Genomic DNA, 15,161 nt, shown 5'->3' with positions numbered 1-15,161 from the left:
AGTGGCTAAGGAAAAATTCGAACGTTCCAAACCGCACGTCAACGTCGGCACCATCGGTCACGTCGACCACGGCAAGACCACTCTGACTGCGGCTCTGACTCGCGTTTCTGCTGAGGTCTTCGGCGGTGAATGGCGTCAGTTCGACTCCATCGACAATGCGCCGGAAGAGCGTGAGCGTGGCATCACCATCGCTACCTCGCACGTCGAGTACCAGTCCGAGGCGCGTCACTACGCCCACGTCGACTGCCCGGGGCACGCCGACTACGTCAAGAACATGATCACCGGTGCCGCTCAGATGGATGGCGCCATCCTGGTCTGTTCCGCTGCCGACGGCCCCATGCCGCAGACTCGCGAGCACATCCTGCTGTCGCGCCAGGTTGGCGTTCCGTACATCGTCGTGTTCCTGAACAAGGCCGACATGGTCGATGACGAGGAGCTGCTCGAGCTGGTCGAGATGGAAGTCCGCGAACTGCTCAACGAGTACGACTTCCCGGGCGACGACACGCCGATCATCACCGGTTCCGCCCTGATGGCGCTGAACGGTGAAGACGAGAACGGCATGGGCACCACCGCCGTTGCCAACCTGATCAAGGCCCTGGACGACTACATCCCGGAGCCGGAGCGTGCCATCGATCAGCCGTTCCTGATGCCGATCGAAGACGTATTCTCCATCTCCGGTCGCGGTACCGTGGTCACCGGTCGTATCGAGCGCGGCATCGTCAAGGCTGGCGAGGAAGTCGAGATCGTCGGTATCAGGGACACCACCAAGACCACCGTTACCGGTGTCGAGATGTTCCGCAAGCTGCTCGACGAAGGTCGTGCCGGTGAGAACGTCGGCGCCCTGCTGCGCGGCACCAAGCGTGACGAAGTCGAGCGTGGCCAGGTTCTGGCCAAGCCGGGCTCCATCAACCCGCACACCGTCTTCGAAGCCGAAGTCTACGTGCTGTCCAAGGAAGAGGGTGGTCGTCACACCCCGTTCTTCAAGGGCTACCGTCCGCAGTTCTACTTCCGTACCACTGACGTGACCGGTACCTGTGAGCTGCCGGAAGGCGTCGAGATGGTCATGCCGGGCGACAACGTCAAGATGGTCGTCACCCTGATCGCTCCGATCGCCATGGACGAAGGTCTGCGTTTCGCCATCCGTGAAGGCGGCCGTACCGTCGGCGCCGGCGTCGTGGCCAAGATCGTTCAGTAAGCCCTGGGCTGCTGACTGATCGAAGGGGGCTCCGCGAGGAGCCCCCTTTCTGCGCACCTGATGCGGAGTGTTTGACTCTCGCATCAGGCGTGCATATAATGCGCATCCTTTGAATGCGTGGGTAGGCGGCTCGCGCCGTCGACATCCATTGGAGTTTAGGGCAAATGCAGAACCAGAAGATTCGCATTCGGTTGAAGGCATTCGACCATCGCCTGATCGACCAGTCCGCCGCGGAGATCGTTGATACCGCCAAGCGTACTGGCGCCCAGGTGCGCGGTCCGATCCCGCTGCCGACCAATCGTGAGCGCTATACCGTGCTGATCTCGCCGCACGTCAACAAGGACGCGCGTGACCAGTACGAGATCCGCACTCACAAGCGTGTGCTCGATATCGTCGAGCCGACCGAAAAGACCGTCGATGCCCTGATGAAGCTCGACCTCGCCGCTGGCGTGGACGTTCAGATCAAGCTCGACTAACCACACTAGACACCCGCGGCCCAGCGCTCTTTCAAGCGAGTGAGAGCAGCAGCCGCCACGCCGTGATGGCGTCATACAACGTGCTAGTGGAATGCTCTGGAAAGGGCAGCCATAGCGGGTGATAGCCCCGTACACTAAAGGAGACTGAGAATGACTATCGGTTTGGTCGGTAGAAAGGCCGGTATGACCCGTGTCTTTACCGAAGATGGCGCTTCCGTGCCCGTAACCGTGATCGAGGTTGAACCGAATCGCGTCACCAGCGTGCGGACCGTCGAGTCCGACGGCTATGCGGCGATTCAGGTCACAACCGGCTCCCGCAAGGCCAAACACCTCACCAAGGCGCAGGCAGGTCAATACGCCAAGGCTGGTATCGAGGCCGGTCGTTCGCTGATGGAGTTCCGCCTCAATGAAGGTGAAGAGGCTCCGGAAGTGGGCGGCGAACTCACCGTATCCCTCTTTGAAGCTGGTCAGAAGGTCGACGTGACCGGCACCTCCAAGGGCAAGGGTTTCCAAGGCGCCGTCAAGCGCTGGAACTTCCGTACCCAGGATGCCACCCACGGTAACTCCCTGTCGCATCGTGCGCCGGGTTCCATCGGCATGTGTCAGACCCCGGGTCGTGTCTTCAAGGGCAAGAAGATGGCCGGTCAGATGGGCAACGTCCGCTGCACCGTCCAGAGCCTCGAAGTCGTGCGGGTCGATGCCGAGCGCAACCTGCTGCTGATCAAGGGTGCCGTGCCCGGTGCTACCGGCAGCGACGTCATCGTTCGCAGCGCCGTCAAAGCTGGCTGAAGGGGAGAGATCCGATGAATCTGAATCTTGCTGCAGGCGCAGGTACTGTCGAAGTCGCCGACGCCACCTTTGGCAAAGAATTCAACGAGGCGCTGGTTCACCAGGTCGTCACCGCCTATCTGGCCGGTGGTCGCCAGGGCACCCGTGCTCAGAAGACCCGTTCCGACGTGCGCGGCGGTGGCAAGAAGCCGTGGCGTCAGAAGGGCACCGGCCGCGCACGCGCCGGTACCATCCGTTCGCCGCTATGGCGCAGCGGTGGTGTGACCTTTGCGGCCCGTCCGCAGGACCATTCGCAGAAGGTCAACCGCAAGATGTATCGCGCCGCGATGCGTTCCATCCTGTCCGAGCTGGTACGCCAGGAGCGTCTGATCGCCATCGACGAGTTCACCGTCGATGCGCCCAAGACCAAGCAGCTGGTAGCCAAGCTCAACGAGCTGGGTCTGGAGAAGGCGCTGATCGTCACTGAGGAAGTCGACGAGAAGCTCTATCTGGCCGCCCGCAACATCCCCAACGTGGATGTGGTGGACGTGGCTGCCGCCGATCCGGTGAGCCTGATCGCCTTCGACAAGGTGCTGGTCACCGTCTCTGCTCTGCGTAAATTCGAGGAGAAGCTGGCATGAACCAGGAGCGCGTATTCAAGGTTCTGCTTGGTCCGCACGTGACCGAGAAGGCCGCTTTCGCCGCCGAGCGCAACCAGTATGTGTTCAAGGTGGCCAGCGACGCGACCAAGCCCGAAATCAAGCAGGCCGTTCAGGTGCTGTTTGGCAAGAAGGTCGACCGCGTCCAGGTGCTGAACATGAAGGGCAAGACCAAGCGCAGCGCGCACGGTCTGGGCCGCCGTCAGGGTTATCGCAAGGCTTACGTGACCCTGGCAGCTGGTGAAACGCTCGAAGACTTCACTGGCGCCGAATAAGGGCAGGAGTACGGATCATGGCAATCGTCAAGACTAAACCCACATCCGCCGGTCGTCGCCACGTCGTCAAGGTCGTCAGCGAAGACCTGCACAAGGGCAAGCCCTACGCGCCGCTGCTGGAAAAGCAGTCGCGCAGCGGCGGGCGTAACAACCACGGTCGTATCACCACCCGCCACGTGGGCGGTGGTCACCGTCAGCACTACCGGCTGATCGACTTCAAGCGCACCAAGGACGGCATTCCCGCCGTCGTCGAGCGCCTCGAGTACGATCCCAATCGCAGCGCCCACATCGCGCTGCTGAAGTACCTGGACGGCGAGCGTCGCTACATCATCGCGCCCAAGGGCGTGGCGGCCGGCGACAAGCTCGAGTCCGGCGTGAATGCAGCGATCAAGAAGGGTAACACCCTTCCGCTGCGTAACATCCCGCTGGGTTCCACCGTTCACTGCATTGAGCTCAAGCCCGGCAAGGGCGCCCAGATCGCTCGCAGTGCCGGTACCAGCGCCCAGCTGGTCGCCCGTGAAGGCAGCTATGCCACCCTGCGTCTGCGCTCCGGCGAGATGCGTAAGGTGCTGGCCGACTGCCGTGCGACCCTGGGTGAAGTGAGCAACTCTGAGCACAGCCTGCGTCAACTTGGCAAGGCCGGTGCAAAGCGCTGGAGAGGCGTGCGTCCGACCGTTCGCGGTGTCGCGATGAACCCGGTGGACCACCCGCACGGTGGCGGTGAAGGCCGCACCAGCGGTGGTCGTCATCCGGTTACGCCGTGGGGTGTGCCCACCAAGGGCCACAAGACCCGCAAGAACAAGCGCACTGACGCGCTGATCGTTCGCCGCCGCAAGGCCAAGTAACAGACACTAAGAGGTAACGGCTGTGCCACGTTCACTGAAGAAAGGTCCTTTTATCGACCTTCATCTGCTGAAGAAGGTTGAGGCTGCAGTGGAGAAGAACGACCGTAAACCGATCAAGACCTGGTCGCGTCGTTCCATGATCCTGCCGAACATGGTCGGGCTCACCATTGCTGTCCATAACGGTCGCCAACACGTCCCGGTGCACGTCTCCGAGGAAATGGTTGGCCACAAGCTGGGCGAATTCGCTGCCACCCGCACCTATCGCGGTCATGCGGCGGACAAGAAAGCCAAACGGTAAGCCAGAGAGGATTGAGAGATGGAAGTCACAGCTAAGCTGCGTGGCGCTCGTTTATCCGCCCAGAAGGCCCGTTTGGTGGCTGACCAGGTGCGCGGTAAGCCTGTCGCCGAGGCGCTCGACCTGCTGACCTTCTCACCGAAGAAGGCTGCCAAGCTGGTCAAGAAGGTGCTGCAGTCCGCCATCGCGAATGCGGAAGAAAACAACGGCATGGATATCGACGAGCTGCGTGTCTCGACCATCTGCGTCGATGAGGGCATGACGCTCAAGCGCATCAAGCCGCGGGCCAAGGGTCGCGCGGATCGCATCCTGAAGCGCACGTGCCACATCACCGTCAAGGTAGCCGAGAAGTAGGAGTCGACCAGATGGGTCAGAAAGTCAATCCGACAGGTATTCGGCTGGGTATCGTCAAGGATCACACCTCGGTGTGGTACGCCGAGCGCGGTGCTTATGCCGACAAGCTGAACAACGACCTCGAAGTGCGTCGCTTCCTCGAGGAGCGTCTGAAGAACGCTTCCGTGAGCAAGATCACTATCGAGCGTCCGGCCAACAACGCCCGTATCACCATTCACACTGCCCGTCCGGGCATCGTGATCGGCAAGAAGGGCGAGGACGTCGACAAGCTGCGTCGCGACGTCACTGCGATGATGGGCGTGCCCGTGCACGTCAACATCGAAGAGGTCCGCAAGCCGGAACTCGACGCCAAGCTCGTCGCGCAGAACATCGCCGGCCAGCTCGAGCGTCGCGTCATGTTCCGTCGTGCCATGAAGCGTTCCGTGCAGAACGCCATGCGCCTGGGTGCGGGTGGTATCAAGGTGATGCTGTCAGGTCGCCTGGGTGGTGCCGAGATCGCGCGTACCGAGTGGTACCGCGAAGGTCGCGTGCCGCTTCACACCCTGCGTGCGGACATCGATTACGCCACCTACGAAGCGAAAACCACCTACGGCATCATCGGTGTCAAGGTTTGGGTCTTCAAGGGTGAAATCCTCGGGGGCATCGAAGAGGTCCGCGCCAAGGCCAAGCAACAGCCGCAGGCCGCGCCCTCCAAGAAGAAAGGTTCCAGGTAAGGGGAGAGCGAATCGATGTTACAGCCCAAGCGCATGAAATTCCGCAAGATGATGAAAGGCCGCAACCGTGGCCTGGCGCATCGCGGAAGCAAGATCAGCTTCGGGGAATACGGCCTCAAGGCTACCGGTCGCGGCCGCATCACTGCGCGCCAGATCGAAGCCGGCCGTCGTGCGATCACCCGTCACGTCAAGCGTGGCGGCAAGATCTGGATCCGCGTCTTCCCTGACAAGCCGATTTCCAAGAAGCCACTCGAAGTCCGTATGGGTAAGGGTAAGGGCTCCGTCGAGTACTGGGTCGCACAGATCCAGCCGGGCCGGGTCCTGTATGAAATCGAAGGCGTGTCCGAGGAGCTGGCCCGTGAGGCCTTCACCCTGGCCGCTCAGAAGATGCCCGTGTCCACCACCTTTGTGAAACGGACGGTGATGTGATGAAAGCCCAGGAAATTCGTGAAAAGTCAGTCGAGCAGCTCAAGGAGCAGCTCTTCGAACTCCTCCGCGAGCAGTTCAACCTGCGCATGCAGAAGGCCACCGGCCAGCTCAGCCAGACTCATCTGCTCAAGCAGGTTCGTCGGGATATCGCCCGGGTGAAGACTGTGCTCAACGAGAAGGCAGGTGACTGAGATGGCCGAAGAAAAGAAAGCCCGTACGCTCACCGGCAAGGTGGTGAGCGACAAGATGGACAAGTCCATCGTCGTCATGATCGAGCGCCGCGAGCGGCATCCGATCTATGGCAAGTACGTCAAGCGCTCCACCAAACTGCACGCCCATGACGAGGCGAACCAGGCCAAGGCCGGCGACACGGTATCCATCCAGGAATGCCGTCCGCTGTCCAAGAAGAAGGCCTGGACGCTGGTCGAGGTGATCGAGCAGGCCAGGGGCTGAGCTCGGCGAGAGCAGTCAGATTAGGTTTGGAGAAAACCGATGATTCAGACTCAGACAATGCTGGATGTCGCCGACAACAGCGGAGCGCGCCGGGTGCAGTGCATCAAGGTGCTGGGCGGTTCGCACCGCCGCTACGCGCGGGTCGGTGACATCATCAAGGTCACGGTGAAGGAAGCCATTCCGCGTGGCAAGGTCAAGAAAGGCCAGGTCCTCAAGGCGGTGGTGGTTCGTACCCGCAGCGGCGTTCGTCGTTCCGACGGCTCGCTGATCCGCTTCGATGGAAATGCGGCAGTTCTGTTGAACAACACCAACGAACAGCCGATCGGCACCCGTATCTTCGGGCCGGTGACTCGTGAGCTTCGTACCGAGAAGTTCATGAAGATCATTTCCCTGGCGCCCGAAGTGCTGTAAGGAGCGAAGCGGACATGCAAAAGATCAAACGTGACGATGAAGTGATCGTCATCGCCGGCAAGGACAAGGGCAAGCGCGGCACCGTCAAGCGCGTCCTCAAGGACGAACGCTTCGTCGTGTCCGGTGTGAACATGATCAAGCGTCACACCAAGCCCAACCCTATGGCGGGCAATCAGGGCGGTATCGTCGAGCGCGAGGCTCCGATTCACGCGTCCAACGTGGCGATCTTCAACTCGGAGACCGGTAAGGCGGATCGCGTCGGCTTCCAGGTTAAGGAAGACGGTACCAAGGTACGTATCTACAAGTCGACGCAGACGCAGATCGACGCCTAACGCGAGTCGGGTAGCAAAATGGCGAACTTGAAAGAACGTTATCAGAACGAGGTGGTGGCTCAGCTCAAAGAGCAGTTCAGCTACGCCAACGTGATGCAGGTGCCGCGGATCACCAAGGTGACCCTCAACATGGGCATCGGTGACGCGACCAGCGACAAGAAGCTGATCGAGAATGCCATCGGCGACCTGGAGAAGCTCTCCGGTCAGAAGCCGTTGGTGACCAAGGCACGCAAGTCCATCGCGGGCTTCAAGGTGCGCGAAGGTTGGCCGATCGGCATCAAGGTGACCCTGCGCTCCGAGCGCATGTGGGAATTCCTCGATCGTCTGGTCAACATCGCGATCCCCCGCGTACGTGACTTCCGTGGTCTCAACCCGAAGTCCTTCGACGGTCGCGGCAACTACTCCATGGGTGTGCGTGAGCAGATCATCTTCCCGGAGATCGAATATGATAAGATCGACCGGATTCGTGGTCTGGATGTCACCATCACCACTACTGCCAACACCGACGAGGAAGGTCGTGCGCTGCTGAGCGCGCTGAACTTCCCGTTCAAGAAATAAGGGTGGGATCATGGCAAAGAAGAGCATGATTGAACGCGAGCTCAAGCGCACCAAGCTGGTCGAGAAGTATGCGGCCCGCCGTGCCGAGCTCAAGGCGATCATCCAGAGCGTGAATTCTTCCGACGAAGAGCGCTTCGAGGCGACGCTGAAACTGCAGCAGTTGCCGCGCGACTCCAGCCCGGTACGTCAGCGTAACCGCTGCCGCATCACTGGTCGCCCGCACGGCTACTACAACAAGTTCGGCCTCGGCCGTAACAAGCTGCGTGAAGCCGCCATGCGTGGCGAGGTCCCTGGACTGAAGAAGTCCAGCTGGTAAGCCGCCACGGAAACATCAGGAGCGCAACGTAAATGAGCATGCAAGATACTCTGGCGGATATGTTCACCCGTATCCGCAATGCGCAGATGGCCACCAAGGAGACGGTCACCATGCCGTCCTCCAAGCTCAAGGTCGAGGTGGCCCGCGTATTGAAGGAAGAGGGCTATATCAACGACTTCGCGGTCGCTGAAGGTACCAAGCCCGAGCTGACCGTGACCCTCAAGTACTTCGAGGGCAAGCCGGTCATCGAGCACCTGCAGCGGGTGTCCAAGCCGTCCCTGCGCCAGTACAAGGGCAAGAACGCACTGCCCAAGGTGGCGGATGGCATGGGTGTGGCGATCGTCACCACCTCCCAGGGCGTGATGACCGACCGTGCCGCTCGTCAGGCGGGCGTCGGTGGCGAAGTCATCTGCACCGTATTCTAGGAGTCTGGAATGTCCCGCGTAGCCAAATATCCGGTTAAAGTGCCCGCCGGCGTCGACGTCAAACTCGACGGCGACCAGCTGACCGCCAAGGGTGGTCAGGGCACGCTGTCGCTGACCGTTCACCCGGACGTGGTCATCGCTCAGGAAGAGGGTCAGCTGACCTTCAAGCCGAGCGAGAGCGCCAAGTCCTGGGCCATGGTCGGTACCACACGAGCTCTGGTCCAGAACCTGGTCACCGGCGTCTCCGAGGGCTTTACCAAGACCCTCGAAATCGTTGGCGTCGGCTATCGTGCCCAGGCAAGTGGCCAGACGCTGAATCTGTCACTGGGCTTCTCTCACCCGGTCGAGTACTCCCTGCCCAAGGGTGTTACGGCGGAAACGCCGAAGAACACCGTCATCGTGCTGAAGAGCGCGGACAAGCAGATGCTCGGTCAGGTGGCTGCGGAGATCCGCGCCTTCCGTCCGCCCGAGCCCTACAAGGGCAAGGGTGTGCGCTACGCCGACGAGCAGGTGCGTCGCAAAGAAGCCAAGAAGAAGTAAGGCAGGGTTATGAACGCGAAGAAAGAATCTCGTCTCCGTCGTGCCCGCCGCGCTCGTGCCAAGATGCGCGAGCTGGGCGTGTTTCGCCTGTGCGTCAACCGTACCCCGCGTCACATCTATGCGCAGATCATCTCGCCGGATGGTGGCAAGGTGCTGGCCAGCGCTTCCACGCTGGACAAGGACCTGCGTGCGGGTGCGACCGGTAACGCTGACGCCGCCGCCAAGGTGGGTGCGCTGATTGCCGAACGTGCCAAGCAGGCTGGCATCACCCAGGTGGCCTTCGATCGTGCCGGTTACAAGTACCACGGCCGCGTCAAGGCCCTGGCCGACGCCGCACGTGAAGGCGGCCTGGAATTCTAAAGGGTTTTACGATGGCGAAGAACGAACAGAACACCGGCGACCTGCAGGAAAAGCTCGTGCAGGTCAACCGTGTCGCCAAGGTGGTCAAGGGTGGCCGTATTTTCGGCTTCACCGCGCTGACCGTCGTTGGCGACGGCAATGGTCGTGTCGGCTTCGGTCGTGGCAAGGCGCGTGAAGTGCCGGTCGCGATCCAGAAGGCCATGGACCAGGCGCGCCGCAACATGGTCAAGGTGAGCCTCAAGGGCCACACCCTGCAGTACCCGGTCAAGGCCCGTCACGGCGCCTCCAAGGTGTACATGCAGCCGGCCTCCGAAGGTACCGGGATCATCGCCGGCGGCGCCATGCGCTCCGTGCTCGAGCTGGCCGGCGTCCATGACGTCCTGGCCAAGTGCTACGGCTCCACCAATCCGGTCAACGTGGTGCGCGCGACCGTCAAGGGTCTCGCCTCCATGCAGTCGCCGGAAGACATCGCCGCCAAGCGCGGTCTGTCTGTCGAAGCGATCACGGGGTAACTACCATGGCAGCCACACTCAAGGTAACCCAGATCCGTAGCACCATCGGCACCCTGCCCAAGCACAAGGCCACCATGAAGGGCCTGGGCCTGCGCCGCATCGGTCATACGGTCGAGCTGGAAGACACCCCTGCCGTGCGCGGCATGATCCACAAGGTCAACTACCTTGTGCGGGTAGAGGGAGAGTAATCCATGAAACTCAACACGCTGAGCCCGGCACCGGGCTCCAAGCACGCCGAGAAGCGCGTCGGCCGTGGTATCGGTTCCGGTCTGGGCAAGACCGGCGGCCGTGGCCACAAGGGTCAGAAGTCGCGCAGTGGCGGCACCGTGAAGCCCGGCTTCGAGGGCGGCCAGATGCCGCTGCAGCGGCGCCTGCCCAAGTTCGGCTTCACCTCCATGAAGTCGCTGGTCTCCGAAGAGGTGCGCCTGAGCGAACTGGCCAAGGTCGAGGGTGACGAAGTCACTCTGGAGACCCTGAAGCAGGCCAACGTTCTCAAGGACGCCACTCTGCACGCGAAGATCATTCTTTCCGGCGACGTCAACAAGGCGGTCACCGTTCGCGGCGTCAAGGTCACCAAGGGTGCCCGTGCCGCGATCGAAGCTGCCGGCGGCAAGGTAGAGGACTAAATGGCCAAGTCAGGAAACATGCCGGCGATGGGCAGCGGTCTGAGTGAACTGTGGGCGCGTCTGCGCTTCGTGCTCCTCGCCATCGTGGTGTACCGTATCGGTGCCCATATTCCCGTTCCCGGTATCAATCCTGACCAGCTTGCTGCCTTGTTCAGGGAGCAGCAGGGCACCATCCTGGGCATGTTCAACATGTTCTCGGGTGGCGCCCTGGAGCGCATGAGCATCATGGCGCTGGGCATCATGCCCTACATCTCCGCGTCGATCATCATGCAGCTGCTGACCGCCGTCTCGCCCCACCTCGAGCAGTTGAAGAAGGAGGGCGAGGCCGGTCGCCGCAAGATCAGCCAGTACACCCGCTACGGTACCGTGCTGCTGGCGTTCGTCCAGGCCACCGGCATGTCGGTGGGCCTGGCCAGCCAGGGCATCGCCTACAGCGCTGACTTCAGCTTCTATTTCACTGCCATCGTCACCTTCGTGTCGGGTGCAGTGTTCCTGATGTGGCTGGGCGAGCAGATCACCGAAAAGGGTATCGGCAACGGTATCTCGCTGCTGATCTTCGCCGGTATCGTCGCTGGCCTGCCGGGTGCGGTAGGGCAGGCGTTCGAGCTGGCCCGCAACGAAGGCGCGTGGAACGTGCTGCCGCTGCTGGCCCTCTCCGTGCTGGGCGTGGCGACCGTGGCCTTCGTGGTCTTCATCGAACGCGGCCAGCGCCGTATCACGGTGAACTATCCGCGGCGCCAGGTCGGCAACAAGATGTATGCCGGGCAGAGCAGCTATCTGCCGCTGAAGGTGAACATGGCGGGCGTGATTCCGCCGATCTTCGCTTCCAGCATCCTGCTGTTCCCTGCCTCCATCGGCCAGTGGGTCGGAGCGGGCGACGGCATGGAGTGGTTGCAGCGTGCTTCCCAGGCCCTGGGCCCGGGGCAGCCGCTCTACATCTTGCTTTTCGGCGCGGCGGTGATATTCTTCTGCTTCTTTTACACAGCACTGGTCTTCAATCCCAAGGATGTCGCTGACAACCTCAAGAAGTCAGGGGCCTTCCTCCCGGGTATTCGTCCTGGTGAGCAGACCGCTCGCTATGTCGACAAGGTCATGACCCGTCTGACCCTGTGCGGCGCCCTGTACATCACTGCGGTTTCCCTGATGCCCCAGTTCCTGATCGTGGCGTGGAACGTGCCGTTCTTCTTCGGCGGTACCGCGCTGTTGATCATCGTGGTGGTCATCATGGACTTCATGGCCCAGGTGCAGTCGCATCTCATGTCGCACCAGTACGAGTCGGTGATGAAGAAGTCCAACCTGAAAGGCTATGGCAGCGGCGGCATCATGCGCTGAGTGGCGCTGCCGGTGACAAGGCGCGCCGCGCCGATTTTGGAGAAGGAACGATGAAAGTTCGAGCTTCCGTCAAGAAGATGTGCCGTAACTGCAAGATCATTCGGCGCAATGGCGCGGTTCGCGTCATCTGTGTCGAGCCGCGGCACAAGCAGCGCCAGGGTTGATTCTGGCGTTTGTGGATAAGTGGTGCCGGCATGCCCCTTGCCCTGAGAAGGGTAAAGGGGTATGCTGTTGCGCCTTTTGTAGTAACTAATCGAGCAAGCCGCTCAAATTTCGGAGAAAGCTGATGGCCCGTATTGCAGGCGTCAATATCCCGGACAACAAGCATGCGGCGATCTCGCTGACCTATATCTTCGGGATTGGCCGTACGCGCGCGCAGGACATCTGCGCCGCTGCCGGCATCGCGCCGACCACCAAGATCCAGGACCTCTCTTCTGAAGAAGTGGATGCCCTGCGTACCGAGGTTGGCAAGTACACCGTGGAAGGTGACCTTCGTCGTGATGTGACGCTGAACATCAAGCGTCTCATGGACCTGGGTTGCTATCGTGGTCTGCGTCATCGTCGTAGTCTTCCGCTGCGTGGTCAGCGGACCAAGACTAACGCGCGCACCCGCAAGGGCCCGCGTAAGCCGATCCGCAAGTAACACGCACGTTCTGGCGTAAAGACAGGAATAGACATCAACATGGCTAACCCGCGTAGCAACCGTAAAAAGGTTAAAAAGCAGGTAGTGGACGCCGTTGCGCACATCCATGCCTCTTTTAACAACACGATCGTGACGATCACAGACCGCCAGGGCAATGCTCTCTCCTGGGCAACTGCCGGTGGTTCGGGTTTTCGTGGTTCTCGCAAGAGCACCCCGTTCGCTGCTCAAGTGGCAAGCGAACGTGCAGCGACCGCTGCAGCCGAGTATGGTGTGAAAAACGTCGACGTGCTGGTCAAGGGCCCCGGTCCTGGCCGTGAATCCGCCGTGCGCGCTCTGAGCGCCGCCGGCTTCCGCGTGCAGAGCATCACTGACGCGACGCCCATTCCCCACAATGGCTGCCGTCCGCCGAAGAAACGCCGCGTTTAAGGAGACAGATTCATGGCTCGTTATATTGGACCGAAGTGCAAACTGTCTCGTCGTGAAGGCACCGACCTCTTCCTCAAGAGCGGTGTGACTCCCTTCGAGAAGAAGTGCAAATCCGAGCAGATTCCGGGTGTGCACGGCCAGCGCCGTCAGCGTCTTTCCGACTACGGCTTGCAGCTTCGCGAGAAGCAGAAAGTGCGTCGTATCTACGGCGTACTCGAAAAGCAGTTCCGCAGCTACTACAAGGAGGCCGCCCGTCGCTCCGGCGCCACCGGCGAAGTCCTGCTGCAGCTGCTCGAATCCCGACTGGACAACGTCGTCTACCGCATGGGCTTCGGCTCCACTCGTTCCGAGGCACGCCAGCTGGTGAGCCACAAGGCGATCGCGGTCAACGGCCGCACCGTCAACGTGGCTTCCTATCAGGTCAAGCCCGGTGACGTGGTTTCCGTTCGCGAGAAGGCGAAGAACCAGGCGCGCATCCAGAGTGCTCTCTCCATCGCTGCCAATCGTGGCGACGTCGCCTGGATCGAGGTCGACGCGAAGAAGATGGAAGGCACCTTCAAGGCTATCCCGGAGCGCGGCGATCTGTCGGCCGACATCAACGAAAACCTGATCGTCGAGCTGTACTCGAAGTAAGCGTCGCTGACCGCGTCGCGCCGGCCCTTCGGGGCCGGCAGCGAGTACCGAGTAACCGTTAGGCAGCCTCAAAGGTGTAGTTATGCAGCGTTCAGTGACAGAGTTTCTCCGTCCGCGCGATATCAAGGTCGAAGAGATCAGCGCGCATCACGCGAAGATCGTGCTCGAGCCGTTCGAGCGTGGCTTTGGCCATACCCTGGGCAATGCGCTGCGTCGCATCCTGCTCTCGTCCATGCCCGGCTGCGCCGTGGTGGAAGTCGAGATCGCGGGTGTCGAGCATGAGTACAGCGCGATCGAGGGTGTTCAGGAAGATGTCATCGAGATTCTCCTGAACCTCAAGGACGTGGCCATCCGCATGCACAGTCGCGACGAGGCAGTGCTCTCGCTGAACAAGCAGGGCCCGGCCGTGGTGACCGCGGGCGACATCGTCCTCGATCACGACGTCGAGATCGTCAATCCGGAGCACGTCATCGCTCACGTCAACGAGGGTGCCGAGCTCAAGATGCAGCTCAAGATCGCTCGTGGCCGTGGCTATGAGCCGGCGGATGCCCGTGTCGGCGCCGACGACGAGTCGCGTGCCATCGGCCGCCTGCAGCTGGATGCCACCTTCAGCCCCGTGCGTCGCGTCTCGTACGCCGTCGATGCCGCGCGTGTCGAGCAGCGTACCGATCTGGACAAGCTGATCATCGACCTGGAAACCGACGGCACCCTGGATCCGGAAGAGGCCATCCGTCGCAGCGCCACCATCCTGCAGGAGCAGCTGGCAGCGTTCGTCGACCTGGAAGCCGACAAGGAGCAGGAGATCGAGGAGGAAGAGGATCACGTCGATCCGATCCTGCTGCGCCCCGTAGACGATCTCGAGTTGACCGTCCGCAGTGCCAACTGCCTGAAGGCCGAGAACATCTACTACATCGGCGACTTGATTCAGCGCACCGAAGTCGAGCTGCTCAAGACGCCGAACCTCGGCAAGAAGTCTTTGAACGAAATCAAGGACGTGTTGGCTGCTCGCGGTCTTTCCCTCGGCATGCGGCTGGAGAACTGGCCGCCGGCGAGCCTGAAGGACGACAAGGCCTCTGCGTGAGCGTCGACTCGAGTCCCAGTTTGGTAAGGAATTGCAACCATGCGTCATCGTAAGAGTGGTCGTCATCTAAATCGCACCAGCTCGCATCGTCAGGCCATGTTCAAGAACATGAGCGTGTCGCTGATCGAGCACGAAGTGATCAAGACAACCCTGCCCAAGGCCAAGGAGCTGCGTCGCGTCATCGAGCCGCTGATCACCCTGGCCAAGCAGGACAGCGTCGCCAACCGTCGTCTGGCCTTCAGCCGCACCCGCTCCAAGGAAGCGGTCGGCAAGCTCTTCAACGAGCTGGGTCCGCGTTACGCCGAGCGTCCGGGCGGTTACGTCCGTATCCTCAAGTGCGGTTTCCGCACCGGCGACAACGCCCCCATGGCCTTCGTCGAACTCGTCGACCGTCCGGTCGTCGAGGAGGTCGAGGAAGCCGCCGCCGAGGAGTGATCCCCGGCAGCGGGCCCGGCCCGGCAGCGCTGTAGCGGTAGCAACGAAAAACCCGGCTTCTCACGAAGC

Annotated in this window: 29 protein-coding genes; all 29 read left to right on the top strand. The window is 61.4% G+C overall.

Going from position 1 to position 15,161, the window contains the following annotated elements; all coding sequences use genetic code 11:
* Position 1: 1 nt before the first annotated feature.
* The 29 genes from tuf to rplQ all read left to right on the top strand — a co-directional run bounded on the left by tuf (position 2) and on the right by rplQ (position 15,092).
* Entirely contained in the window at positions 2-1,195 is a 1,194-nt protein-coding gene (tuf, locus tag C4S71_RS10680; RefSeq protein WP_086507991.1) for an elongation factor Tu, read from the top strand.
* A gap of 164 nt (positions 1,196-1,359) precedes the next feature.
* Positions 1,360-1,671 carry a 30S ribosomal protein S10 gene (gene rpsJ, locus C4S71_RS10675; RefSeq protein ID WP_010626466.1) on the top strand — a complete coding sequence of 104 codons (312 nt, stop codon included), beginning with the start codon at positions 1,360-1,362 and terminating at the stop codon, positions 1,669-1,671.
* 150 nt (positions 1,672-1,821) lie between these two features.
* Positions 1,822-2,460, top strand: a complete 639-nt coding sequence (gene rplC, locus C4S71_RS10670; RefSeq protein WP_103969106.1) for a 50S ribosomal protein L3 — start codon at positions 1,822-1,824, stop codon at positions 2,458-2,460.
* A gap of 14 nt (positions 2,461-2,474) precedes the next feature.
* A complete protein-coding gene (gene rplD, locus C4S71_RS10665; protein ID WP_086507993.1) occupies positions 2,475-3,080 on the top strand; it encodes a 50S ribosomal protein L4 in 606 nt (201 codons plus the stop codon).
* The gene (rplW, locus tag C4S71_RS10660; RefSeq protein WP_010626469.1) at positions 3,077-3,373 is read left to right on the top strand and encodes a 50S ribosomal protein L23; all 297 of its coding nucleotides are present in this window, start codon (positions 3,077-3,079) and stop codon (positions 3,371-3,373) included. The genes rplD and rplW overlap by 4 nt, the downstream gene beginning before the upstream one ends.
* Before the next feature lie 17 nt (positions 3,374-3,390).
* Positions 3,391-4,218, top strand: coding sequence for a 50S ribosomal protein L2 (gene rplB, locus C4S71_RS10655; protein ID WP_086507994.1), 828 nt, complete (start codon positions 3,391-3,393; stop codon positions 4,216-4,218).
* Positions 4,219-4,240: 22 nt separating this feature from the next.
* Positions 4,241-4,516, top strand: a complete 276-nt coding sequence (rpsS, locus tag C4S71_RS10650; RefSeq protein ID WP_009098993.1) for a 30S ribosomal protein S19 — start codon at positions 4,241-4,243, stop codon at positions 4,514-4,516.
* 18 nt (positions 4,517-4,534) lie between these two features.
* The gene (gene rplV, locus C4S71_RS10645) at positions 4,535-4,867 is read left to right on the top strand and encodes a 50S ribosomal protein L22 (protein ID WP_010626471.1); all 333 of its coding nucleotides are present in this window, start codon (positions 4,535-4,537) and stop codon (positions 4,865-4,867) included.
* Between the two features lie 11 nt (positions 4,868-4,878).
* Positions 4,879-5,580, top strand: a complete 702-nt coding sequence (gene rpsC, locus C4S71_RS10640) for a 30S ribosomal protein S3 (RefSeq protein WP_086507995.1) — start codon at positions 4,879-4,881, stop codon at positions 5,578-5,580.
* 15 nt (positions 5,581-5,595) lie between these two features.
* The gene (gene rplP, locus C4S71_RS10635; protein WP_010626473.1) at positions 5,596-6,009 is read left to right on the top strand and encodes a 50S ribosomal protein L16; all 414 of its coding nucleotides are present in this window, start codon (positions 5,596-5,598) and stop codon (positions 6,007-6,009) included.
* The gene (gene rpmC / locus C4S71_RS10630) at positions 6,009-6,200 is read left to right on the top strand and encodes a 50S ribosomal protein L29 (protein WP_103969105.1); all 192 of its coding nucleotides are present in this window, start codon (positions 6,009-6,011) and stop codon (positions 6,198-6,200) included. Before rplP ends, rpmC begins: the two co-directional genes overlap by 1 nt.
* A gap of 1 nt (position 6,201) precedes the next feature.
* Positions 6,202-6,462 carry a 30S ribosomal protein S17 gene (gene rpsQ / locus C4S71_RS10625; RefSeq protein ID WP_010626475.1) on the top strand — a complete coding sequence of 87 codons (261 nt, stop codon included), beginning with the start codon at positions 6,202-6,204 and terminating at the stop codon, positions 6,460-6,462.
* Between the two features lie 39 nt (positions 6,463-6,501).
* The gene (gene rplN / locus C4S71_RS10620; protein WP_010626476.1) at positions 6,502-6,873 is read left to right on the top strand and encodes a 50S ribosomal protein L14; all 372 of its coding nucleotides are present in this window, start codon (positions 6,502-6,504) and stop codon (positions 6,871-6,873) included.
* A 14-nt stretch (positions 6,874-6,887) separates the two neighbouring features.
* A complete protein-coding gene (gene rplX, locus C4S71_RS10615) occupies positions 6,888-7,205 on the top strand; it encodes a 50S ribosomal protein L24 (RefSeq protein ID WP_086507996.1) in 318 nt (105 codons plus the stop codon).
* Positions 7,206-7,223: 18 nt separating this feature from the next.
* On the top strand, positions 7,224-7,763 hold the full coding sequence (gene rplE, locus C4S71_RS10610) for a 50S ribosomal protein L5 (protein WP_010626478.1): 540 nt from the start codon (positions 7,224-7,226) through the stop codon (positions 7,761-7,763).
* A gap of 10 nt (positions 7,764-7,773) precedes the next feature.
* Positions 7,774-8,079, top strand: a complete 306-nt coding sequence (rpsN, locus tag C4S71_RS10605) for a 30S ribosomal protein S14 (RefSeq protein WP_010626479.1) — start codon at positions 7,774-7,776, stop codon at positions 8,077-8,079.
* Positions 8,080-8,111: 32 nt separating this feature from the next.
* A complete protein-coding gene (rpsH, locus tag C4S71_RS10600; protein ID WP_086507997.1) occupies positions 8,112-8,504 on the top strand; it encodes a 30S ribosomal protein S8 in 393 nt (130 codons plus the stop codon).
* A 9-nt stretch (positions 8,505-8,513) separates the two neighbouring features.
* Positions 8,514-9,044 (top strand): 50S ribosomal protein L6, encoded by a 531-nt coding sequence (rplF, locus tag C4S71_RS10595; protein WP_010626481.1) that lies wholly within the window; start codon positions 8,514-8,516, stop codon positions 9,042-9,044.
* A 9-nt stretch (positions 9,045-9,053) separates the two neighbouring features.
* Positions 9,054-9,404: a 50S ribosomal protein L18 gene (gene rplR, locus C4S71_RS10590; RefSeq protein ID WP_010626482.1), complete on the top strand. Its 351-nt coding sequence runs from the start codon at positions 9,054-9,056 to the stop codon at positions 9,402-9,404.
* 11 nt (positions 9,405-9,415) lie between these two features.
* Complete coding sequence (gene rpsE, locus C4S71_RS10585) at positions 9,416-9,916, top strand: 30S ribosomal protein S5 (RefSeq protein ID WP_010626483.1); 501 nt, start codon at positions 9,416-9,418, stop codon at positions 9,914-9,916.
* Between the two features lie 5 nt (positions 9,917-9,921).
* Positions 9,922-10,104: a 50S ribosomal protein L30 gene (gene rpmD / locus C4S71_RS10580; RefSeq protein WP_010626484.1), complete on the top strand. Its 183-nt coding sequence runs from the start codon at positions 9,922-9,924 to the stop codon at positions 10,102-10,104.
* A 3-nt stretch (positions 10,105-10,107) separates the two neighbouring features.
* The gene (rplO, locus tag C4S71_RS10575; RefSeq protein ID WP_010626485.1) at positions 10,108-10,542 is read left to right on the top strand and encodes a 50S ribosomal protein L15; all 435 of its coding nucleotides are present in this window, start codon (positions 10,108-10,110) and stop codon (positions 10,540-10,542) included.
* Complete coding sequence (gene secY, locus C4S71_RS10570) at positions 10,543-11,874, top strand: preprotein translocase subunit SecY (protein ID WP_026037871.1); 1,332 nt, start codon at positions 10,543-10,545, stop codon at positions 11,872-11,874. It abuts the gene before it with no gap.
* Positions 11,875-11,924: 50 nt separating this feature from the next.
* A complete protein-coding gene (gene rpmJ / locus C4S71_RS10565) occupies positions 11,925-12,038 on the top strand; it encodes a 50S ribosomal protein L36 (protein ID WP_081139244.1) in 114 nt (37 codons plus the stop codon).
* Between the two features lie 122 nt (positions 12,039-12,160).
* Positions 12,161-12,517: a 30S ribosomal protein S13 gene (gene rpsM / locus C4S71_RS10560; RefSeq protein ID WP_086507999.1), complete on the top strand. Its 357-nt coding sequence runs from the start codon at positions 12,161-12,163 to the stop codon at positions 12,515-12,517.
* A gap of 39 nt (positions 12,518-12,556) precedes the next feature.
* Positions 12,557-12,943: a 30S ribosomal protein S11 gene (gene rpsK, locus C4S71_RS10555; RefSeq protein ID WP_010626488.1), complete on the top strand. Its 387-nt coding sequence runs from the start codon at positions 12,557-12,559 to the stop codon at positions 12,941-12,943.
* 12 nt (positions 12,944-12,955) lie between these two features.
* The gene (gene rpsD, locus C4S71_RS10550; RefSeq protein WP_010626489.1) at positions 12,956-13,576 is read left to right on the top strand and encodes a 30S ribosomal protein S4; all 621 of its coding nucleotides are present in this window, start codon (positions 12,956-12,958) and stop codon (positions 13,574-13,576) included.
* An 82-nt stretch (positions 13,577-13,658) separates the two neighbouring features.
* Positions 13,659-14,657: a DNA-directed RNA polymerase subunit alpha gene (locus C4S71_RS10545; protein ID WP_010626490.1), complete on the top strand. Its 999-nt coding sequence runs from the start codon at positions 13,659-13,661 to the stop codon at positions 14,655-14,657.
* A gap of 39 nt (positions 14,658-14,696) precedes the next feature.
* Positions 14,697-15,092: a 50S ribosomal protein L17 gene (gene rplQ / locus C4S71_RS10540; RefSeq protein WP_010626491.1), complete on the top strand. Its 396-nt coding sequence runs from the start codon at positions 14,697-14,699 to the stop codon at positions 15,090-15,092.
* Positions 15,093-15,161 lie beyond the last annotated feature (69 nt).

This window comes from Billgrantia desiderata (genome assembly GCF_900108215.1).
GTDB lineage: Bacteria > Pseudomonadota > Gammaproteobacteria > Pseudomonadales > Halomonadaceae > Halomonas > Halomonas desiderata.
The sequence above is the reverse complement of the archived record's forward strand: the minus strand, read 5'-3'. Positions and strand labels throughout refer to the sequence as shown.